Genomic DNA, 21,317 nt, shown 5'->3' with positions numbered 1-21,317 from the left:
CGCCGCGTGCGACAAGTTATGCAGCGCGAGCGCGCTGCGTCGGCGCCGTCGATGCGCGAGCGGGGCGGATGCCGGGCGGCGGCTCGCATACAGCAACGGTGGATAGGCTTGCCTTACATCGACTGCGCACGAACGAGGGCTACATGACCGACCTGATCGACACGACCGAGATGTATCTGCGCACGATCCTCGAGCTCGAGGAGGAGAACATCGTTCCCCTTCGCGCGCGCATCTCGGAGCGCCTCGGACACTCCGGGCCCACCGTGTCGCAGACGGTCGGCCGCATGGAACGCGACGGCCTCGTCGTGGTCTCGGAGGACCGAACGCTCGAACTGACGGGCGCGGGACGGCAGAAGGCCGTGGACGTGATGCGCAAGCACCGGCTCGCGGAGCGACTGCTCTCCGATGTGATCGGGCTCGACTGGGCATACGTGCACGAGGAGGCATGCCGCTGGGAGCATGTGATGAGCGAGCAGGTGGAACGCCGCCTGGTGGAGCTGCTGGGGCACCCCACGGAGTCGCCGTACGGCAACCCGATTCCGGGTCTCGATCAGCTCGGGGATTCGCCCGCCCGCACCTTCGAAGAGGGTGTCGTCGGGCTCGTCACGCGCCTCAACGCCGCAGGGGGCCCGATCGAGGGAACGGTGCGCCGCCTCGCGGAGCCCGCCCAGGTCGACCCGGAGCTGCTCCAGCAGCTGCGCGCCGCGGGCGTGCTGCCCGGTGCACGCGGTGACTACCGCTACAGCGAGGGCTACGTGCTCGTGCACATGGACGGCAACGACGAGGGGCTCGAGCTGCCCGTCGAGGTCGCCTCGCACATCTTCTTGGTCGACGAACTGCGCTGATTTGCGCCCTGACCGGGCATTTCAGAGCCGGATTGACCGGCGCGGGAAGCGTTTTCAGCTCATTGCCAGGGGCTCAAGGTGACAGAAACGTTACATTCGGGTAGCGTGGGAGCGTCCACAGGCAGAAGCCAGCCGTCGGACCCCGCGCGGATTGCCTCACCGGTTCGTCATCCGCACGGCGAAGCCTGCACAAAGTGCCCGAAGTAACAGAGTGCCGACGAACCAGCGTTTCACAGCGCAGAGGCGACGGAGGATCCCAGCTTGGCTGAACCAATCGATTCGTCTGCGGACGTACCCGAAACCGACGCGACGAGTTTGACGCCCGAACGGCGCGCGCGCCGCCACCCGAGCACTCGACCCGCTGCGGGCCGCCCCGCCCGCAAGAGCAGGCCGGCGCGAGACGTGCGGGCCGCTCCGCAGCGCGCGGCGAAGGCCGCCGCCAAGCCGGCACGCAGCCTGGCGACTCTGGCGATCGTGGCCGGACTCGTGGCGACCGTGGCTCTTCCCGCGTATGGCGCGTGGAAGCCGACGGCGGATGCGGTGACGTTGCAGCAGGTCGCCGCCGACGGCGCCCAGTCGCTCGTGGTGGCCTCGGCCGCCGACACACCAGACCTCGGACGCGACACCTACGCGGCGACGACGCCGGAGGAGATCCAGAAGAAGAAGGACGAGGAGGCCGCCGCCGCGGCCGCGGCCGCCGCCGCGGAGCGCGCCCGACTCGCCGCCACCGTCAGGTCTGCTCCGACATCCAGTCGCTCCAACGTCGACCTCAACATGGTGGCGCCCGGTTCCGGAGCGGTCCGCTGGCCCCTCAACAGCTTCACGCAGGGCGACGGCTTCATGTCGCGGGGCGGAGCCCACCAGGGCGTCGACATGCTCACCGGCGGCGGGAACCCGATCTTCGCCTCGGCGGCGGGCGTCGTGCGCGTGTCGCAGGAGAGCTACGGCGGTTACGGCGTCGCTGTCACCATCGACCACGTCATCAACGGTCAGAGCGTCTCGACGCTGTACGGGCACATGATCTATGGCAGCCGGCAGGTCGCGTCGGGCCAGTACGTCGAGGCCGGACAGGTGATCGGCCTCGTGGGCAGCACCGGTCGCTCGACCGCGAACCACCTGCACTTCGAGGTGCGCGTCGGTGGCCAGCTGGTCGACCCCATCAGCTGGCTCAACGCCAACGCCGGCTGACGACTCCTCCTCGACGCAGCTGCGTCGGCGCCCCCGCGGCACCGACACGCCACCGCGCGTTCATGATCCCTGCGACCCACGTGTCGTGGGCGTGGGTTACCCTGAAACTCGACGCTGCGATCAGCGAAGGGGAGCCGATGGAACGAATACCTGGCATCCGCACCATGGATGCACTCGGTCGTTACGTCCTTCGGCAATGCTCGCTCGGAGGCCACGGCTCTGCCGTGGCGGTAAGGCGCTGTCTCTGAGACAGCGCCTTTTTCGTGCCCGCACCCATCGCTCATCCCACGTCGAGACAGATCGAGAACCCGGAAGCCTTCCGGGCATCTTCGAGAGGACAACGGATGCGCACCCTAGTGCTGAACGCGGGCTACGAGCCCCTGGCCGTCGTGTCGTTCAAGCGGGCGATCGTGCTCGTGATGAACGACAAGGCGACGATCATCGAGCGGATCGAAGACGACCCCGTCTGGGGCACGTCGGCGGCATGGGACCGACCGGCGGTCATCGTGCTGACGAGATACGTTCGCGTTCCCGGAGGCAGACGGGTGCCGGTGACCAGACGCGGGGTGCTGCGCCGGGATGCCCATCGCTGTGCGTACTGCGGCAAGGCGGCATCGACGATCGACCACGTGCTTCCCCGTTCCCGCGGAGGGGCCGACTCCTGGGAGAACCTCGTGGCGTGCTGCCTGCGGTGCAACAACATCAAGGGCGACCGCACGCCGCAGGAGATGTCGTGGTCGCTGCGCCTCACCCCCAGGCCGCCGCACGGCACGGGGTGGTCGGTGCGGGGCACCGAGCGCGCCGATCCACGGTGGGAGCCGTACCTGGCGCTCGCCGCCTGACGCGGCGGGCGCGGCGCGCGCGGCGCGGGCCCGGGCGCCGCGCTCGGCTCCGGGACGCCAGAGCCATCCGCGCGTGATGTGATGGAGGGATGAACAGAGCGCTCCTCGTCATCGACATGCAGCGCGGCTTCGACGACGCATCCTTCTGGGGTGCCACCGCCAACCCGCACTGCGAGGCCAACGTCGCGCGTCTGATCGATGCCTGGGTGGCCGGTGGAGAGCCGATCGTCGTCGTGCGCCACGACTCGACGTCGCCGGACTCGCCCCTTCACCCGGACAGCCCCGGCAACGCCCTCGTCGAGCCCGTTGCCGCCGTGGCACCCGACCTCTTCGTGCGCAAGCAGGTCAACTCGGCGTTCTACGGCGATGTCGACCTGCACGCCTGGCTCGCCGGCCGCGGCATCCGGGATGTCGTCCTGTGCGGCATCCAGACCAACATGTGCGTCGAGACGACCGCCCGCATGGCGGGGAACCTCGGCTACGACGTGACCGTGGCGCTGGATGCGACGCGCACGTTCGACCTCTCTGCCGAGATCGCGGGACTCGGTCCCGTCACGCGCACGGCGTCGGAGCTCATGGCGACCACGGCGCTCGACCTGCAGGCCGGTGGCTTCGCGTCGATCGTGGCCACCGACGCGCTTCTCGACGCCCGGGATCAGGAGTGATCGCGGGCGAAGGACTCCATCAGCTCCGCTCGTGACTCGCCGTGCGCGGCGAAGTTGTCGCGCAGGCAGGTGCCGAGGTCTTCGAGGGCTTCATCGAGCACCGCGCCGGCGACGCGCAGGTCGGCGTGCTTCGACGCGCGCGATGCGTCGGCGAGGCGCTGCGCGATCGGCAGCGCGTGACCCAGTGAGGTCGGCGCCTCGCCCTCGCGGAAGTAGTACGACTCGGGGCTCTGGCTGAGATCCACGCGCACGCTGCCGAGCTGCTGGGCGACGGAGTGCACGACGCTCGAGGAAGCGACGGCATCCAGGTCTTCCAGCGTCTCCGCGTAGCGCGAACGGCCGAGGAAGGTCAGGTAGAGCGCCGTCCCGCGCCTGCGCGCGAGGGTCGGGAACAGCTGCAGCAGCCACGTCGCGCCACCCGTGAGCAGCGCGAATCCGGTCACCGCCTGCAGCGGCGACACCATCCGGATGACGGGATCGACCGGCACGACCTCGCCGAATCCCAGGGTGGACAGCGAGACCATCGAGAAGTAGAGCGCCTCGAGCAGGTTCGGATAGCGGTCGGGATCCACGCCTTCGCTGTAGAGGAACCCGTCGGGGATGTGCGGGAAGTAGACCAGCGCCCATCCCACCGCCTGCGTGGCGGTCCAGACGAACACCACGCTGATGGCCGCGACCGGACCCGACGCGGCCCTCGCCCGTTTGCCGAGGCCGGATGTCAGCATCCACACCCCGGCGACGATGCCGCGCGTCAGCCGGCCGCGGGCATGGGGATGCACGAGGGTGAGGAAGACGTCCGACAGTCCGTAGACGATGAGCGCCACCCCCAGCACCGTGCTCAACACCTGCCAGTTCACAGCCTCACGCTACCCCGGCGAGCGGCAACGGCGGCGAAAACGAGGGCCGCCTCGCCCCGTGCTGGCGACTGGGCGCGCGCGCTCATGCGAGACTTGATGCCGACTGGGAGGTTCAGTGGGAAAGTTCGTTTATGGCACGCCGTCGTGGTCGGTGGAGTTCGAAGACCGCGCACTGGCGCACCTGCGTATCGTGATGCTGGCCAAGCTGCGCCGCTCCGAGAGCTTCAGCTTCTCGTGGAAGTACGAGACGGTGCAGGGCAGCGGTCGGAGCTCGTTCTGGATCCATCCGGCGATACCCCTGCAGTTCGAATTCTTCGGCGGCCATGAAGCGTCCCTCAACCGGGCGTGGATCGACGCGCTGATGGAGACGGCGAACAGCCCGAACGGGCTCGAGCTGCTTCCTGAGCCGGCGCCCGCGACGAAGCCCAAGGCTGTCGGGCGGCCGTAGCCTGATGTGTCGGACTTCGTGCTGAAGAGGGGAAATCGATGACAATCGTCAACAGACTCACCGTCGACGGGCGGGACTACTTTCTGCCCGACCCTGTCACGGAGCTGCGGGAGAACATCCTGCAGGCGATCCGTGCCGGTGGGGGATACGTGAACATCCCGCCACTGCGATCCGGCCCCGGCATCGACATCCTCTTCTCCCCCGGGATGCCGGTGGTGTGGACGAAGCTCGAAATCGGCGGCGACCCGGAGCCCGCCGAGACCACCGAGCGCGAAAGCTTCGCCGACCTCTGATCAGGCCGCGATCAGACGATCGACGTCCGACCGGACCATCGGCAGCCCCAGCAGGAAGCCCTGGGCACGATCGCAACCGAGCGAGCGGGCCAGCGCGAGGTGCGCCGCGGTCTCGATGCCCTCGGCGACCACGCGCAGCCCGCGTGCGTGTGCGACGGCCATGATGCCGACGAGCACCTCGTCGCCATCCGCCTGATCGCCCTGGATCAGCGACCGGTCGATCTTCAGTTCCGTGACGGGCAGCCGATCGAGCTGGTCGAAGGATGCGTGACCGGTGCCGAAGTCGTCGAGAGCGACGCCGAGGCCGAGCGATTGCAGGGCGACCAGGCGCGGAACGATCATCGGCAGATCGGTCACGGGCAGCGATTCGGTGATCTCGACGGTGAAGGAGTTCGGCGGAAGCGCTCGATCGCCCAGCCTTGCCGCGAGCAGCTCAGCGAAGGACGCATCGGCGAGCTGGACGGGGGAGACGTTCACCGACACCTCGACGCACTGTCCGCCGGCATGCCAGAAATCCACCGCCTCGAGGCATTCGTCGACCATGAAGGCGCCCAGTTCGTGGATGGCTCCCGTGCGCTCCGCAAGGGGGATGAACAGGTCCGGCGCGATGAGACCGAGCTCCGGATGCCGCCAGCGGCAGAGCCCCTCGACGGCTACGACGTCGCCGGTGTCGAGTGCCACCTGGGGCTGGAAGACGGCGAAGACCTCCCCTCGCGAGACGGCGCCGCCGAGCGCGGCGGTCAGGTCTTCGATGTCTTCCATGGTTCCAGTCAGTCCTAACCGGGGCGGGAACGCAATGCCACGCCGATTACCCGCAGGAGGCGTACAGTTCGCCCTGCCTCCCGTAGCCGTTTCCGGCGCGGATTCGCTTACGATCTGACTGGACGAATTATGGGCCGGCAAAGGCGCGACTCCTGGGGAGGATCAGTGGCACCGACATCCATCGACGAGGTCCTCACGCGGAACAACGTTCTCGTGAGCGGCAACGCCGACGGTCGCGCGATGATCTTCGCCCACGGCTTCGGCTGCAGTCTCGAATCGTGGCGCCTCATCGCGCCGGAATTCGAGGAGGACCACCAGGTCGTGCTCTTCGATCATGTCGGCTCCGGCAACTCCGACATCGCGGCATACGACCGCGGAAAATACGACTCGCTCGACGGGTATGCGCAGGACGTGCTGGAGATCCTCGAAGCCCTCGACCTGCACGACGTGATCTTCGTGGGGCATTCGGTGAGCTGCATGATCGGCGTCCTCGCGGCCAACCGTGATCCGTCCCGCTTCGGCGAGCTGATCCTCGTCGGGCCGTCCCCCAGGTACGTCAACGACGAGGCGTATCTCGGTGGATTCGAGCGCGTCGACATCGAGGCGCTGCTCGACACGCTGGATGCGAACTACCTCGGCTGGTCGGGCACCATGGCGCCGGTCATCATGGGAAATCCGGATCGCCCCGAGCTCGGCGACGGCCTGACGGCGAGCTTCTGCAGCATCGACCCGGCCATCGCCCGGCACTTCGCGCGGGTCACGTTCCTCTCGGACAACAGGAACGACCTGCCCGAGGTGTCCGTTCCCACACTCGTCATCCAGTCGAGCGACGACGTGATCGCGCCTCTGGAGGTGGGTCACTACGTGCATCGCTCGATCCCGGGCAGCCGGTTGACGGTGCTCTCCACCACCGGGCACGTCCCGATCCTCTCCGGGGCTGCGGAGCTCGTCGCCGAGATCCGGCGACATCTCGCATGAACGAGGGGGAGTGGGAGAGGCGGTACAACGAGTCACCCTGCGGGCTGCTGTCGTCGACGGCGGAGGGGACCATCCTCGAGGCGAACGCCACGCTGCTCGAATGGATGGGCTACGGGCTCGACGAGCTCGTCGGTCGCCCTTTCACGTCGCTGCTGGAGCCCGGCAGCAAGCTCTTCTACGCGACCCGGCACCTCCCCGTGCTGCACCTGCAAGGGCGCGTGGACCAGGTCGCGCTCACGATGGTGACGGCGGATGGGATGCCGATGCCGGTGCTCGTCAATTCGGTGCTCATCCCCGAGGGTGCGTCCGCAGTGGTGCGCACCGCGGTGTTCGATGCGACCGAGCGCCTGGAGTACGAGCGGGAGCTCGTGAACGCCCGCAGGTCGGCGGAGTCATCCGAGTCCCGCGTGCGCATCCTGCAGGACGTCTCCAGCACCTTCGGCTTGAGCGCGAACGACGAAGACGTCGTCGAGTCGTTCGCCGAGATCGCCCGCGAAGCCTTCGCAGCGACGCATGCCTCTGTGCTGCTCTACGACGAAGCCGGCGAACTGCACCTCGCCGCCGGGACCAACCCGCTCTGGGGCAATGTCGCGCCCGTGGAAACGCTGCGGCGTTCTCCGGTCGAGATCGTGGTCACCGTCGACGACGCCGACACGGACTATCCCGACCTCGCGGCGGGGCTCCGGGCAGCGCGGCTGGATGCCCTCAGCATCATGCCGCTGTCGACCGAGAGTGAGCAGCTCGGCATCCTGGTCTGCCTCTTCTCGCGGCAGCGCGACTTCGACGCGCAGTTCTTCGAATTGCAGCGCGCCCTCGGCAGGCAGGCGTCGCAGACGCTCGTGCGCGTGCGGCTGCAGCGACAGCTCTCGCACATGGCGCTGCACGACCAGCTGACGGGGCTCGCCAACAGGCAGCTGCTGCTGCAGAGCATCGATGCGGCCATCGCCGACGCGGAGCGGAGCGGAGACGCCCTGTCGCTGGTCTTCCTCGACATCGACGGGTTCAAGGCGGTCAACGACCGACTCGGTCACGCGGCGGGGGACGCGGTGCTGCGCGAAGTAGCGGAGCGGCTGCGCAACGCCGTGCGCGCGGACGACATCCTGGGCAGGATGGGCGGCGACGAATTCGTCGTCATCTGCCCGACCGCCGACGCCAGGTCGGCGGCATCCATCGCCGAGCGACTCCGCTCCTTCAGTCGTCACCAGATCGAGGCCGGCCCCGAGCCCCTGTGGGTGTCGGCCAGCATCGGGGTCGCGACCTACAGCCCCGAGGTCGACGGCCGGCCGTCGCCTCAAGAACTGCTCATCCGCGCGGACGCGGCCATGTACGAGTCCAAGGGCAGCGGCAAGGACAACGTGTCGCACGAGCAGCTGCACCCTCCGACTCTCGAACATAGTTGATGGAAACGGGCCTCCGGGTGTCGGAGGCCAGCCTTAGCATCGCCTCACTACGTTGACCGACTAGAACATCTGTTCTAGCCTGTGGGAGTGAGGGCGATCGTGGGTGCGCAGCAGGACGAACGCAGCGGTGACGTGCTGCGGCTCCGCGCGCAGCTCGAGCGGGCGCAGGGGCGCAGGCTCGATGCTCCGGTGCTCCCCGCGCATCCGGCGCTCGCGTCGCTCCTCCCCGGGGGAGGGCTGCGTACCGGTGCCGCGTACTCGCTCAGTTCGTCCGCGTCGCTGCTGCTCGCCCTGCTGGCACCGCCTTCGCAGGCGGGATCGTGGTGCGGGGTGGTCGGGATGCCGAACTTCGGCGCCGAGGCGGCCGAGAGCATGGGCGTCGAGCTGCCCCGACTGGTGCTCATCCCCGATCCCGGCGATCGCTGGCTCGCCGTGACGGCGACCATCGCCGAGGTGCTGCCCGTCGTGGCGGTGCGGCCACCGCGACGCGCGGCGGACGCCGAGGTCTCGCGGCTCGCCGCCCGGCTCCGCGATCGAGGCACCGTGCTGCTGGTGCAGGGCCCATGGCCGCAGGCCGAGGCGTCGATCGGGATCGAGGAGTCGCAGTGGAGCGGCCTCGGCCCAGGGCACGGCTACCTCGCCGGGCGCGAGGTGACCGTGACGGTGACGAGCCGGCGCACGCCCGTGGCGCGGCGCGGCCGCGTGATGCTGCCCGGCGCCGACGGAGCGGTCTCCGCCATCGAACGCCGTGTGCGGGAGACGCCCTTGCCGGAGTACCAGCCCCTCGAGGCGGTGGGCTGACATGCGACCCGGAGCGCCGGTGCGAAGCCTGGTGCTGTGGTTTCCGGACTGGCCGGTCACCGCGCTGGCGCGCGAGCGTGCACAGCCGCTGGATGCCGGTCCGGCCATCGCCGTGATGGAGCACAACACGGTGGTGGCGTGTTCCGCGGCCGCTCGGGCGGAGGGCGTTCGCCGAGGGCAGCGGCGTCGCGATGCGCAGGCCCTGTGCCCGGGTCTCGCGGTCGTCGCGGCGGATCCGATGCGAGACCAGCGGGAGTTCGCTCCTCTCGTGGCGGTCGTCGAAGAGCGGGCGCCGGGAGTGCAGATCCTGCGGCCCGGCATGTGCGCGCTGCGCATCCGCGGCCCGGCGCGGTACTACGGGGGCGAGGTCGAGGCGGCGCGCGTGCTGCTGACGGCGCTGCGGAAGGGCGGGGGAGAGGGCGCCTCAGGGGTCGAGGGCGTGCGGGCGGGCATCGCCGACGGGCCCTTCACCGCCGAGCAGGCGGCACGGATCGGCACCGGGGTCTCAGACCCGGTCTTCGTCGTGCCGAACGGCGGAGCGGCCGGATTCCTGGCACCCCTGTCCGTCGCCACCCTGATCGATGCGTCGGCCGCCGTCGGCTCCGGAGCGGAGCTGGTCGATCTGCTCGCCCGGCTGGGGGTCAGAACCCTGGGTCAGTTCGCCGAGATGGACCCGGATCGTGTGCGGGAGAGGTTCGGCGACCGTGGTGTTCGGCTGCATTCCCTGGCCGCCGGTCAGGATTCACGCGAGGTGGAACCCCGGGTGCCGCCACCGGAGCTGCACCGCGAGGTGGCATTCGAGCCCGCCCTCGAGATGGCGGAGCAGGTGGCCTTCGGCATCCGGATCGCGGCCGACGAATTCGTCGCACGCCTCGGCGCCGCGGGGCTTGTCTGCACGGAGCTGCGAGTGGAACTCCGGGGAGACCGGGGAGAGCGCAGCGAGCGGGTGTGGCTGCATCCGGGATCGTTCGACGCGGCATCCGTCGTCGACCGCGTGCGGTGGCAGCTGAGTGAGGCGGCGAAGGAGCCCGAGGGCAAGAGCGTGCTCTCCAGCGGCGTCTCGCTCGTGCGGATCGCGCCCGAAGCGGTGGACGAGGCGTCGCACCACGTTGCGGCGATCTTCGGCTCGGGACCCGAAGAGCGCCTGCACCACGCGCTCTCGCGGGTACAGGCGATGCTGGGGCACCGTGGTGTGCTCACGCCGGCGATCGGCGGCGGCCGCTGGCTCGCCGAGCGGCAGGTGCTCGTGCCGTGGGGTGACCGCGCGGTGCTGGCGAAGGAGCGGTCGCGTCCGTGGCCGGGAAGCCTGCCCGACCCCCTGCCGGGGACGGTCTTTCCCGACCCCGTGCCGGTGCAGGTCGCCTCTCCGGGCGGGGTGCCCGTCGACATCGATGACCGGGGGAGGGTCACGGCACCCCCGGCGATGTTCCTCGAGGGCGGTCGCCGGATGGCGATCGACGCGTGGGCGGGGCCGTGGCCGATCCTCGAACGCGGATGGGATGCCGCGCGCGCCCGGCGCGCGCACCGGGTGCAGATCATCGACGCCGAGGGGATGGCGTGGCTGCTCGTCTGCGAGGACGGCGCGTGGGTCGCTGAGGCGCGCTATGACTGAGCGGATGCGGGTCCCTGAGCCTGTCGAACCGGTCCCTGAGCCTGTCGAAGGGTCGCGGATGCCGGTCCCTGAGCCTGTCGAAGGGTCGCGGATGCCGGTCGCTGAGCCCGTCGAAGGGTCGCGGATGCCGGTCCCTGAGCCCGTCGAAGGGTCGCGGATGCCGGTCCCTGAGCCTGTCGAAGGGTCGCGGATGCCGGTCGCTGAGCCCGTCGAAGGGTCGCGGATGCCGGTCGCTGAGCCTGTCGAAGGGTCGCGGATGCCGGTCGCTGAGCCCGTCGAAGGGTCGCGGATGCCGGTCCCTGAGCCTGTCGAAGGGTCGGCCTCCTGATGGGCTTCCAGAACCCTCCCGTGCCCTGGTCGGAGATCGAGCGGACCCTCAGCGACACCCGTCGCCCGCGGGGGGTTCCGGCCGGCGCAGACGGGGGCGACAGCCCGGCGTGGTCGTACAAACGGGGCAAGTACGTGGCGCCGGTCATCGAGCGACCCGACGACGTCGTGCCCTACGCCGAGCTGCACGCCCATTCGTCGTTCTCCTTCCTCGATGGGGCGTCGTCTCCCGAAGAGCTCGCCGAGGAGGCCGAGCGCCTCGGCCTGCACGCGCTCGCCGTCACCGATCACGACGGCTTCTACGGCATCGTGCGCTTCGCGGAGGCGGCGGAGGCGCTGCAGCTGAGGACGGTGTTCGGGGCCGAGCTGTCGCTCGGGAATCAGGATCGGTCTCCGAGTCCGGCGAGGGGCGGCGAACCAGACCCCACCGGAGCACACCTTCTCGTGCTCGCGCGCGGCGAGGAGGGGTATCACCGCCTGGCAGCCGCACTGACGCACGCGCAGCTGAGCGGCTCGGAGAAGGGGCGTCCCGCGTACGACCTGGAAGAGCTCGCCGCGCAGGCCGATGGTCAGTGGGCGGTGCTGACCGGATGCCGCAAGGGCGTCGTTCGGCGAGCCCTGGCCGACGACGGTCCGGATGCCGCGGGGCGAGAGCTCGACCGGCTGGCGACGCTCTTCGGTCCGGATGCCGTGCACGTCGAACTGCTCGACCACGGCGACCCGCTCGACACGCGGACGAACGACGTGCTGGCCGGGCTCGCGGCGGAGCGCCGCCTTCCCCTGCTGGCCACCAACAACGTGCACTACGCCGCGCCGGAGCGGGCGCGGCTGGCGGCGGCCGTCGCCGCCGTCCGGGCGAATCGGGGCCTCGACGAACTGGACGGCTGGCTCCCCGTGCACGCGGGGGCGCACCTGCGCTCGGGCGCCGAGATGCAGGAGCGCTTCTTCCGGTATCCGGGGGCCGTCGCCCGCACGGTGACCCTGGCGGACGAGCTGGCGTTCCCCCTGCGTCGGGCGAAGCCCGCTCTGCCCAAGCAGGAGGTCCCGCAGGGTCACACGCCGATGTCGTGGCTCCGGCAGCTCGTGTGGGAGGCGGTGCCGCGGAAGTACCCGGACCTCGCGCCGGAGGACCGGACTCGCATCGAGAAGGAGCTCGGCGTCATCGAGCTCAAGGACTTTCCCGGGTACTTCCTGATCGTCTACGGCATCGTTCAGGAGGCCCGGCGCCGCGGCATCCTCTGTCAGGGACGGGGATCCGCCGCCAACAGCGCGGTCTGCTACCTGCTGGACATCACCGCCGTCGACTCGATCGCCTACCAGCTGCCGTTCGAGCGATTCCTCTCGAGCCTGCGTGATGAGGAGCCCGACATCGACGTGGACTTCGACTCCGACCGGCGGGAGGAGATCATCCAGTGGGTCTATGCAACCTATGGCCGGGAACGGGCCGCGCAGGTGGCCAACGTCATCCAGTACCGCCCGAAGAACGCCGTCCGAGACATGGCGAAGGCCCTGGGTCACTCGCCGGGTCAGCAAGATGCGTGGTCGAAGCAGGTGGAGCGATGGGGAGCCACCCTCGACACGGGCGCCGACCACGACATCCCCGCCCATGTGATCGAGTACGCCTCGGAGCTGTTGAAGGCGCCGCGGCACCTCGGCATCCATTCCGGCGGCATGGTGCTCACCGACCGGCCCGTCGGGGAGGTGGTGCCCATCGAGCACGCCCGCATGGAGAACCGCACAGTCATCCAGTGGGACAAGGACGACGCCGCGTGGATGGGCCTCGTCAAGTTCGACCTCCTGGGCCTCGGGATGCTGGCGGCCCTGCAGTACTGCTTCGATCTCATCCGGGAGGCGACCGGCGAGGACTGGGAGCTCGCCACCCTGCCGAAGGAGGAGAAGGCCGTCTACGACATGCTGTGCCGCGCCGACTCGATCGGCGTGTTCCAGGTGGAATCCCGCGCGCAGATGGGGCTGCTGCCGCGCCTGCAGCCTCGGCGCTTCTACGACCTCGTGGTGCAGATCGCGCTCATCCGTCCGGGTCCCATTCAGGGCGGCGCGGTGCACCCGTTCGTGCGCCGCAAGCTCGGCCAGGAGCCGGTGACCTACGCGCATCCGAAGCTCGCCCCTGTCCTGGAGCGCACGCTCGGGGTGCCGGTGTTCCAGGAGCAGCTGATGCAGATGGCGATGGCCGTGGGGGAGTGCACGGGGGAGGATGCCGATCTGCTGCGGCGCGCGATGGGCTCAAAGCGCGGGATCGAGCGCATCGACTCGCTGCGCGAGAAGCTCTACGAGGGCATGGCGACGAACGGGCTCGTCGGCCAGGCGGCCGACGACATCTACGCGAAGATCCAGGCGTTCGCGAACTTCGGCTTCGCCGAATCCCACTCGCTCTCGTTCGCCCTGCTCGTCTATGCGAGCTCGTGGATCAAGCTGCACTACCCCGCGGCCTTCCTCGCGGGCCTCCTGCGCGCCCAGCCGATGGGCTTCTACTCGCCGTCAACCCTCACGGCCGACGCCCGCCGGCACGGCGTAGAGGTCCGCCGCCCCGACCTCCTCCGCTCGGGCGTCGAGGCCACCCTGGAGCCGGTCGCCGAGCCTGTCGAGGCGTCGCCCACCCCTACCCCGCTCGCCGAGCCCGTCGAGGCGTCGCCCACTCTCTCCCCGGTCGCCGAGCCTGTCGAGGCGTCGCCCACCCTCTACCCGGTCGCCGAGCCCGTCGAGGCGTCGCCCACTCTCTCCCCGGTCCCTGAGCGAGGGAGCGCAGCGACCGAGACGAAGGGCCCCACCGGACTCCCTTCCTGCGCCGAGCGCATCCAACCCCCTGTCGGAGACTTTCACCTCCACTCACCAGACGAATCCGCCGCCCACCGCCGCGACGGAGCCTTCGCCGTTCGCCTCGGCCTCGCGGCGGTCACCGGCATCGGCAAGACCGTCGCCGAGCGGATCGTCGCCGAACGTGAGGCCAACGGCCCCTACACCGACCTCCGCAGCCTCGTCCGCCGCACCGGCCTCACCGCGGCGCAGCTAGAGGCCCTGGCCACGGCCGGAGCCTTCGAGTGTCTGGGTCTCAGCAGGCGGGAGGCGATCTGGCTCGCCGGTTCCGCGGCCCAGGACCGTGCCGAGTTCCTCCCCGACTCGCTCATCTCCGTGCAGCCGCCGCTGTTCGCCGATCCCTCGAGCTACGAGCGTCTCGCCGCCGATCTCTGGGCCACGGGCATCTCGACCGACGACCATCCCATGACACACTACCGATCCGGTCTCGACGCTCGAGGGGTGCTCACGTCTAGCGATCTGCGTACGAACGAGACCGGCCGGAGGGTCGAGGTCGCGGGGCTGGTGACGCACCGGCAGCGTCCGGCCACGGCATCCGGGGTCACGTTCTTGAATCTCGAGGACGAGCACGGTCTCGTCAACGTCATCTGCTCCGTGGGGATGTGGAACCGTTATCGCCGCGTCGTGCGGGATGCTCCGGCCCTGATCGTCCGCGGGATCCTGGAGCGCTCGACCGAGGGGGTGACCAACCTGCTCGCGGACCGCTTCGAAGACCTCAGGGTCGAGATCGATCACCGCTCCCGCGACTTCCGCTGAGCGTCGGCTGCAGCGTCGACCCCTTTCCCCTCGCTTCGGACGCCTGCCTTGAGACAGGAGACATAGCGACCCGTACGCTGAAGCCAGCGCCCGGTCACATCTCCGGGGGAACGGCGGATTGATGTGAAGGCCGTCGTGTACGACCACTACGGGATGCCCGACCAACTGCGGGTCGAGCAGGTCCCGACACCGTCACCAGGCCGGGGCCAAGTGCTCGTCGAGGTCGTGGCAACCTCGGTCAACCTCAGTGATTGGGAGGGGCTGCGGGGTTCGCCGATGTACGCGCGCTTCGGTGGACTGACCCGACCGGCTCGGCGCATCCTCGGCTCGGACATCGCGGGCCGGGTCGCTGCCGTGGGCGCCGGCGTCACCCGCTTCGCGGCCGGTGATGAGGTCTTCGGAGACAACCTCACCCGCATGGGCGGCTTCGCGGAGTACGTCGTGGCACCGGAGTCGGTACTGGCGCCCAAACCCGCTCAACTGTCCTTCGCCGAGGCATCGACGATCCCACAGGCGGGTGCCATCGCGGCGCAAGCCGTCGGCCGCGCGAAGAGGGGAGAGCGGATGCTGCTCAACGGCGCCGGGGGAGGCACGGGCATGTTCGCCCTGCAGTTGGCCTCTGCCGCCGGCATCCACGTCACCGGCGTCGACAACGAGGGAAAGCTCGACTTCATCCGGTCGCTGGGCGCACATCGGGCGATCGACTATCGAGTCGAGGACTTCACCCGCACCGGTCCGTACGACGTGATCATCGATCTTGTCGCGTCACGCTCGGTTTTCGCCTACCGCCGGGCGCTGGCCCGCGGGGGCAGGTACCTCGTTGTCGGCGGGACGGTGCGCGCGCTGCTGCGGGTCCTCACGGTCGGTGCGGCACTCGGGCTGGTCACCGGTGCGCGCCTGGGGGTACTGGTTGTGCGAGAAGGGCCTCAGCACTTCGGGGCTGTGGCCGAGCGTTGCGTCGCCGGAGACGTGCGCATCCACATCGATCGGGTCTTCCCGCTGGAGCAGACGGCGGACGCCTTAGCGTATGTGGGCGGCGGTCGGGCGCTCGGGAAGGTGGTCGTTGCGGTGGCGGCGGACGCTGGCTGACCGGGTGCAGGGTTGCCAGTGGTCTCCGCGTGGATCGGTAGACTGGATGCCGCCAGCCTCTGTAGCTCAATGGAAGAGCAGTTCCGTCCTAAGGAAACGGTTGGGGGTTCGAGTCCCTCCAGGGGCACAGTCTTTTTTTCCCTCTGACCAGGTATTTCTTGTGTGGTCGGACCACACGAAAGGCGTTTTTGCCCGCTTTTTGCCCGCATTCTGAAAACTCTGAGGGCGCCGACAAGCCGCTTCGGGGCGCTTCGTCGGACGTCGCGGAACGCCGAAATCGAGCGTTTCGGGCGTCCCAAGCCTCATCGAAAAACTGAGCAATCTGCTCTCTGCGGTCACTGAGGTCGGGCGTAGCGGGTCTGCGGACCCGACGGCAGCGCAACCAACGGCATCTGGTCGTTCAGTCTCGTTGCGACGGCATCCAGATCGTCGTCGAAGAGATCGGCGTAGGTGTCCAGCGTCATCGCGGCCGACGCGTGGCCGAGCATCCTCTGCACGGCCTTCACGTTTGCGCCCGAGCTGATCGCGAGCGATGCTGCGGTGTGACGGAGGTCGTGAGGAGTGAGCCGCGGAATCGACGGGTCGAACTCTTGCGCACGCCGGACCGCGTTCGCGAACCAGCCCTTCGCACCCGAGTTGCGCATGTGGTTGACTCCGTCGCCAAACAGCAGCCCCTCGGGGCCCTTGCCGGCGCACGCCTGCTCGATCATCGGAGCCAGACGCTCGGGGTACGGGACCGAACGCTTCTCATGCGTCTTGGGCGTGCCGACGTGGATTGCGTAGGCGATCATCACCGCGTTCTCCTCGATGACGAAGCGCCGACGGAGCCGGTTCACGCTCCGCACCCGCAGCCCCGTCGCCTCGCCCCAGCGGAGGCCGGTGTAGGCCATCGTCAGGACGAGCGTCGGATACGCCGAGCACGCCGCCAGCGTCGCCACCTGGTCGTGCGTCAGGTACACGCGACGTTTCCCCGGCCCATGCCGCGGAAGGCTGCGCACATGCCGAGCCGGATTGCTGGCGAGACGACGATCGTCGATGGCGACGTCGAGGATGCCGGCCAAAATCCCCAAGGAGCGCAGGACAACCGTCCGCGATCTCCGCGACGCGAGGTCCGACACCCAGTCCTGAACTTCCGAGCGCCGGATCGACGAGATCTCCCTGTCAGCCCAGACCGGAGCAACGTGGTTCTTCCATGCGCGCTCGAGGGTCATGTAGTACGAGGGCTTGGACATAGGCGGCTGCTTTGATCGCAACCAGCTGTCCGCGAACATCTGAACTGGGACCCGCGATGAAGACGGGTCGATGTACTCGCCCTTCGACTTCGACACCGTGACCATGGCCAGGTACAGCTCTGCTTCACGCATCGTCGTGAAACCGCGCTTCTCCGCCTCGGTGCGATCCGGCTTGCGATAGCGCACGCGGTAGCGGCGACCCTTCGCCGATTCGTACGGGCTAATGCTGCCCATCTCGACCTCCGCTCATGCCCGGCTCGACGGTCAGTATCGGGCCAGTGTCGGACATCAGAACGACTGCGTCAACGCCGAGAAACGGGATGCAGCCAGATGCTGGAGAACGTCGCCAGGTGTGGGGCTGCGGGAGGCGATCGCCTCCGTCCGCCGCCGAGAGTCTAGCGACCTGCCGCGGCTGCGTTCCGGGCTTTCGACGCTTCTATGTTTGTCAAGGTGTCGTTGACGCTGTTGCCCTTCCTCCGACGGCGAGATGGTAGCGGGGAGGAGATGACTCCGTTCCTGTCGTTCGCTATTTGCAGACTCCGCTCTCCGCTTCGCTACGAGCTCCGCTTATCAACCGCTCACTCCGGCACTACGTCCTCACCTCCCCGCGTGATCAGCCGACTGTCGGAGCGAGGGTGAGGCTTAAGGTGGACCCCGTTCGGTTCGCCTCGTAGAGAGCGTCGAGCTTGCGATAGAGGTGCCGGGCGAGGTAGCGCTTGATGCAGCGTCGGACTTCGCGTCGGCTGCGTCCTTCCGCGATGCGTCTCTCGAGATAGGCCCGGGTGCCGGGGTGCCGACTCATTCGGGTAATCGCGATGTAGTGGAGTGCCTTGTTACGCTTCTAATCCGGCCATCGACGTGGAGCCGGGTCGGCGCCGCCCGCCCCCGCCTGGTCGGACATGTCGAAAGAAAAGGCCCACTGAGGGCCAGCGGCATATCGAGCCACGACCGGACGAAGACGACCAACGCCCACCCTGCCAGCCAGGTCCCAGACCGGCCAGAGCCAGACTCAGCGACATATCCTCACTCACTTCGCTCGCTCCGGTCCTGCGCTATTTCACGGTCCCGGCACTCCGCCGCGCCCCGATCGCGCGATGTGCCATCTGCCGGAGGTAGAAGACTCGTAGCTGTCGAGCAGCGATGGGCTGGTCTAGACGCGAGACGGGCGCCAAGGCGAGCCTTGTCGCGGCTGATAGCTTCGCATCGTGGTCAATCAGCAGACGCAAGAGGCGATTAAGGCGTTCACCGTGGAGCGAGATTGGGGCCAATTTCACTCGACGGCGAACCTCGCCAAGAGCATCTCCATCGAGGCGGGCGAGCTCTTGGAGTGCTTCCAGTGGTCCGACGACGCCGATCCCCGTCGAGTAGCCGCAGAGCTGGCGGACATATTAACGTATTGCGTTTTGCTGGCCGACCGGCTCGGAGTGGACCTCGACGAGATCGTGCTCGACAAGCTTCGCGAGTCGGCGGCCAAGTATCCGGTGGATACGGCGCGTGGGAAGAGCGCGAAGTATGACGCCCTCTAGCGTCGAGAAGCTCGGCTTCGAAGCCGCGGCGATCGCCCGACTGTCGCGCAGCGACAAGCGATACTCCAATTGGCCCGTCGTCTATGTGCTGAACGGTGGGACAGAGTCATCGGTTTACGTGGGCGAGACAGTCAACACGGTCGCCCGCATGCGCCAGCACCTGGCGTCACCCTCCAAGTCGGGCCTGAAAACGATACGCGTCGTTCTCGATGACACGTTCAACAAGTCCGTTTGCCTCGACCTTGAGTCTCATCTCATTCGCTGGCTCGCGGGGGATGGTCGATTCACGGTCATCAACGGCAACGAGGGCATAGTCGATGCCGCCTACTACGACCGCGACGTTTACCGAGAGTCGTTCCGCCAGATCTTCGATCAGCTCCGCGCGGAGGGCCTCTTCGCGCGCAGCATCCCCGAGATCGAGAACGGCGATCTCTTCAAACTGTCGCCATTTAAGGCACTGACGCCCGATCAAGCGATCGCTGTCGAGGACATTCTGGAGGGGTTGTTCGTCGATCTTGACCTAGGTCTCAGTTCGACGGCGGTCATCCAGGGACAACCCGGGACGGGTAAGACGATCATCGGGATCTTCCTACTGAAGCTTCTGGCCGACATTCGCGATTACGACCTGGACGACATACAGCCCGACTCGGTCTTCTCTGAGCTGTTCGTGCCCGAGCACCGTGCGTTGCTGGACGGCTTCCGAATGGGTCTGGTCGTACCCCAGCAATCGCTTCGCCAGTCGATTCGACGAGTCTTCAAGAAGACGCCGAAGCTCCACCCGTCGATGGTCCTCTCACCATGGGATGTGGGGCTCGGGGATGGCGACTACGACCTCCTCGTCGTTGATGAGACCCACCGGCTGAGCCGACGAGCGAACCAGTCGTCGGGCATGCGCAACCTGGACTATCAACGCATCAATGAGAAGCTCTTTGGCGCCGACGACTACGTGAAGACACAGCTCGACTGGATCAAGGCCAAGAGTCGCCATCAGTTGTTGCTCCTGGACCGCGAGCAGAGCGTCCGCCCCGCAGATCTTCCGGAATTCGTTCTCCGACGAGAGCTGGATTGACGCAGGCCGCGCATCGTCTGTATCCACTCACGACTCAGATGCGCGTCCGCGCCGGCACGGACTATGTCGATTTCATTCGCCGGCTGCTGCGCGGGGAGGCGGAGGTGAGTGCCCGCCCTGACTTCGGCGAGTATGACCTCCGCTTCTTCGACGATGTGGGCGCGATGCGCCGCGCCATTTTCGCCCAGGATGCGTCCCGCGGTCTTGCCAGACTCGTAGCTGGCTATGCATGGGACTGGGTGAGTAAGAGAGACGCCTCTGCGCACGACATCGTGCTCGACGGCGTCTCGATGCGATGGAACAGCAAGGACACCGACTGGATCGACTCGCCGGGATCGCTTCAGGAAGTCGGGTCCATTCACACCGTGCAGGGCTATGACCTCAACTTCGCTGGCGTGATAATCGGACCGGATCTGCGCTATGACTCGAATTCGGGGCAGCTGTTCATCGACCGGGACTCATACCGTGACAAGAAGGGCAGCGAGAACAACCCACGGCTGGGCATCGCGTTCACCGACGGTGACTTGCTCCAGTACATCCGAAACATCTACGGGGTACTGCTTACGCGTGGCGTGCTCGGCACCTACGTCTACGTCTGCGATCCAGCATTGCGTGACTACGTCCGGAGCCGCCTTCGCCAGTGAGCGACAGATCCTAAGCTGGAACGCCGATTGCGTCCTCCGAACGAGTCATCCTGAACCTAGGCGTCGCTCGCGACGACTGGTGACCAGGCGTTTGGAACGAATATGCCGGCGCGTCGAAGAACTCTCTTAACCGTAGGAAAGCTGGCAATGACTGCAGCGAGATCGATGGACAGGAGCGATAAGTCCTCTCGGGACCTTGATTCGCGTTGGGACTCCCTGAACTCCTCACTCGGCGCAATGCCCAATGCGTAACGCAGGCTTGGGGCGACGGTGATGGCTTCCCAGCGAAGATGGGGCGACGCTCGCTTGGCCTCCGTCACGGTCACAAGGTCGGTGATCTCGCTCGTCGCCGCAGCGTCCTCGCTCAGCACCAGTGTCACCCGTTCAATACCCGGGTCCTCCTCTGTAAGGGCGTCCACCACGGGGAGCATGTTGCCGTAGCCCCCCGACGCCACGACTGTCACCGACGGATTGCCCTTGTACCGGGCCCGGAGAGTTTCCAATGCGCGGGCTTCACTGCGGCTCTCGACGACCACGAGACTTCGCGTGGCAACCTGTTGAGTACGCGTGAGCGCGTGTAGCGGTACAAACGGAGTACCGGCATCGCCAGCGGCACGTAGCTTGAATATGATCGAGTCCTCGATCGTGTGGTGTCCCGCGACGATGGAGCGAAGGTCATCCCCGTCGAAAAGCACGATGTTCAGTTCCTTGCCTGCAACTAGAGCATTCACCGCATCAGGGCTGTATCCGGCCACGCTGATGAATATCCCCAGCGTTCCCACAAGCTTTCCGTCTACTTTTCCCCGGAACTGGTAGATGCTCGATGCAGGTTGCGGCTCGGCGGTCCACTTCGCTTCGACTAAGAACGTGCGCCCATGAAGCCAGATCGACCCATCGATTTCTTCGCCGCGCGGTCGGTAGCTCAGTCGGGGGTCGAGCCCGGACTCGGCGAACATCGATCGAAGAATGCTCTCGAGCAATTTCCCTCTCGCGCGGCGTTGCTGCGCACTCGCCTCCTCAGGGAGGTTGTCCGCCTTGTGAAATGCGGCACGCCAATCATCCAAAGGCGGAGTCTTCGAGGCCATAGCCCCCTTTGTACCGTTGTTGCCTAGCCGCCGCCAACTCCGGCGTTGAGTTGACCGTCGACGGTC

The 21,317-nt window shown here is 67.7% G+C and carries 19 protein-coding genes and 1 tRNA gene; 16 read left to right on the top strand and 4 right to left on the bottom strand.

Annotated features, from left to right (window positions below; genetic code table 11):
* The first annotated feature begins 143 nt into the window (after positions 1 to 143).
* The 4 genes from ACPW96_RS14275 to ACPW96_RS14260 all read left to right on the top strand — a co-directional run bounded on the left by ACPW96_RS14275 (position 144) and on the right by ACPW96_RS14260 (position 3,540).
* Positions 144 to 845, top strand: a complete 702-nt coding sequence (locus ACPW96_RS14275) for a metal-dependent transcriptional regulator (protein ID WP_425820897.1) — start codon at positions 144 to 146, stop codon at positions 843 to 845.
* Positions 846 to 1,106: 261 nt separating this feature from the next.
* The gene (locus ACPW96_RS14270) at positions 1,107 to 2,033 is read left to right on the top strand and encodes a M23 family metallopeptidase (protein ID WP_425883889.1); all 927 of its coding nucleotides are present in this window, start codon (positions 1,107 to 1,109) and stop codon (positions 2,031 to 2,033) included.
* Between the two features lie 344 nt (positions 2,034 to 2,377).
* Positions 2,378 to 2,875, top strand: a complete 498-nt coding sequence (locus ACPW96_RS14265) for an HNH endonuclease (protein WP_425883887.1) — start codon at positions 2,378 to 2,380, stop codon at positions 2,873 to 2,875.
* Between the two features lie 89 nt (positions 2,876 to 2,964).
* On the top strand, positions 2,965 to 3,540 hold the full coding sequence (locus tag ACPW96_RS14260) for a cysteine hydrolase family protein (protein WP_425883886.1): 576 nt from the start codon (positions 2,965 to 2,967) through the stop codon (positions 3,538 to 3,540).
* Here the strand turns inward: ACPW96_RS14260 and ACPW96_RS14255 are convergent.
* Positions 3,531 to 4,397, bottom strand: coding sequence for a potassium channel family protein (locus tag ACPW96_RS14255; protein WP_425820901.1), 867 nt, complete (start codon positions 4,395 to 4,397; stop codon positions 3,531 to 3,533). The genes ACPW96_RS14260 and ACPW96_RS14255 overlap by 10 nt on opposite strands.
* Before the next feature lie 115 nt (positions 4,398 to 4,512).
* On the opposite strand from ACPW96_RS14255, the gene ACPW96_RS14250 reads away from it, so the two are divergent.
* Both ACPW96_RS14250 and ACPW96_RS14245 read left to right on the top strand, forming a co-directional pair.
* A complete protein-coding gene (locus ACPW96_RS14250; protein WP_425820902.1) occupies positions 4,513 to 4,845 on the top strand; it encodes an ATP-dependent DNA ligase in 333 nt (110 codons plus the stop codon).
* A gap of 38 nt (positions 4,846 to 4,883) precedes the next feature.
* The gene (locus tag ACPW96_RS14245) at positions 4,884 to 5,138 is read left to right on the top strand and encodes a hypothetical protein (protein WP_425820903.1); all 255 of its coding nucleotides are present in this window, start codon (positions 4,884 to 4,886) and stop codon (positions 5,136 to 5,138) included.
* Here the strand turns inward: ACPW96_RS14245 and ACPW96_RS14240 are convergent, their stop codons facing one another.
* The gene (locus tag ACPW96_RS14240; RefSeq protein WP_425883884.1) at positions 5,139 to 5,900 is read right to left on the bottom strand and encodes an EAL domain-containing protein; all 762 of its coding nucleotides are present in this window, start codon (positions 5,898 to 5,900) and stop codon (positions 5,139 to 5,141) included.
* A gap of 165 nt (positions 5,901 to 6,065) precedes the next feature.
* On the opposite strand from ACPW96_RS14240, the gene ACPW96_RS14235 reads away from it, so the two are divergent.
* The 7 genes from ACPW96_RS14235 to ACPW96_RS14205 all read left to right on the top strand — a co-directional run bounded on the left by ACPW96_RS14235 (position 6,066) and on the right by ACPW96_RS14205 (position 15,822).
* Positions 6,066 to 6,878 carry an alpha/beta fold hydrolase gene (locus ACPW96_RS14235; protein WP_425883882.1) on the top strand — a complete coding sequence of 271 codons (813 nt, stop codon included), beginning with the start codon at positions 6,066 to 6,068 and terminating at the stop codon, positions 6,876 to 6,878.
* Entirely contained in the window at positions 6,875 to 8,278 is a 1,404-nt protein-coding gene (locus ACPW96_RS14230) for a sensor domain-containing diguanylate cyclase (protein WP_425883880.1), read from the top strand. Before ACPW96_RS14235 ends, ACPW96_RS14230 begins: the two co-directional genes overlap by 4 nt.
* Positions 8,279 to 8,365: 87 nt before the next feature.
* Entirely contained in the window at positions 8,366 to 9,079 is a 714-nt protein-coding gene (locus tag ACPW96_RS14225) for a hypothetical protein (RefSeq protein ID WP_425883878.1), read from the top strand.
* A gap of 1 nt (position 9,080) precedes the next feature.
* Positions 9,081 to 10,691, top strand: a complete 1,611-nt coding sequence (locus ACPW96_RS14220) for a DNA polymerase Y family protein (RefSeq protein ID WP_425883876.1) — start codon at positions 9,081 to 9,083, stop codon at positions 10,689 to 10,691.
* 327 nt (positions 10,692 to 11,018) lie between these two features.
* Positions 11,019 to 14,606: an error-prone DNA polymerase gene (locus tag ACPW96_RS14215; RefSeq protein WP_425883874.1), complete on the top strand. Its 3,588-nt coding sequence runs from the start codon at positions 11,019 to 11,021 to the stop codon at positions 14,604 to 14,606.
* Positions 14,607 to 14,729: 123 nt separating this feature from the next.
* Positions 14,730 to 15,695, top strand: coding sequence for an NAD(P)-dependent alcohol dehydrogenase (locus tag ACPW96_RS14210; protein WP_425883872.1), 966 nt, complete (start codon positions 14,730 to 14,732; stop codon positions 15,693 to 15,695).
* Between the two features lie 55 nt (positions 15,696 to 15,750).
* Positions 15,751 to 15,822: transfer RNA gene (locus ACPW96_RS14205), tRNA-Arg, on the top strand.
* 208 nt (positions 15,823 to 16,030) lie between these two features.
* On the opposite strand, the gene ACPW96_RS14200 is transcribed toward ACPW96_RS14205, so the two are convergent.
* The gene (locus tag ACPW96_RS14200) at positions 16,031 to 17,161 is read right to left on the bottom strand and encodes a tyrosine-type recombinase/integrase (protein WP_425883870.1); all 1,131 of its coding nucleotides are present in this window, start codon (positions 17,159 to 17,161) and stop codon (positions 16,031 to 16,033) included.
* 971 nt (positions 17,162 to 18,132) lie between these two features.
* On the opposite strand from ACPW96_RS14200, the gene ACPW96_RS14195 reads away from it, so the two are divergent.
* The 3 genes from ACPW96_RS14195 to ACPW96_RS14185 are packed head-to-tail and all read left to right on the top strand — an operon-like array spanning position 18,133 to position 20,166.
* A complete protein-coding gene (locus ACPW96_RS14195) occupies positions 18,133 to 18,453 on the top strand; it encodes a nucleotide pyrophosphohydrolase (RefSeq protein ID WP_425883869.1) in 321 nt (106 codons plus the stop codon).
* A complete protein-coding gene (locus tag ACPW96_RS14190) occupies positions 18,440 to 19,522 on the top strand; it encodes a DNA/RNA helicase domain-containing protein (RefSeq protein ID WP_425883868.1) in 1,083 nt (360 codons plus the stop codon). The genes ACPW96_RS14195 and ACPW96_RS14190 overlap by 14 nt, the downstream gene beginning before the upstream one ends.
* Positions 19,519 to 20,166 (top strand): DNA/RNA helicase domain-containing protein, encoded by a 648-nt coding sequence (locus ACPW96_RS14185; RefSeq protein WP_425883866.1) that lies wholly within the window; start codon positions 19,519 to 19,521, stop codon positions 20,164 to 20,166. Before ACPW96_RS14190 ends, ACPW96_RS14185 begins: the two co-directional genes overlap by 4 nt.
* 56 nt (positions 20,167 to 20,222) lie before the next feature.
* On the opposite strand, the gene ACPW96_RS14180 is transcribed toward ACPW96_RS14185, so the two are convergent.
* On the bottom strand, positions 20,223 to 21,251 hold the full coding sequence (locus ACPW96_RS14180) for a restriction endonuclease (RefSeq protein ID WP_425883864.1): 1,029 nt from the start codon (positions 21,249 to 21,251) through the stop codon (positions 20,223 to 20,225).
* Positions 21,252 to 21,317: the final 66 nt, after the last annotated feature.

Source organism: Micromonospora sp. DT81.3, from assembly GCF_049847225.1.
Lineage (GTDB): Bacteria > Actinomycetota > Actinomycetes > Actinomycetales > Microbacteriaceae > Microbacterium.
Note: the sequence above shows the minus strand (reverse complement) of the source record. Positions and strands in the feature narration are given on the sequence as shown.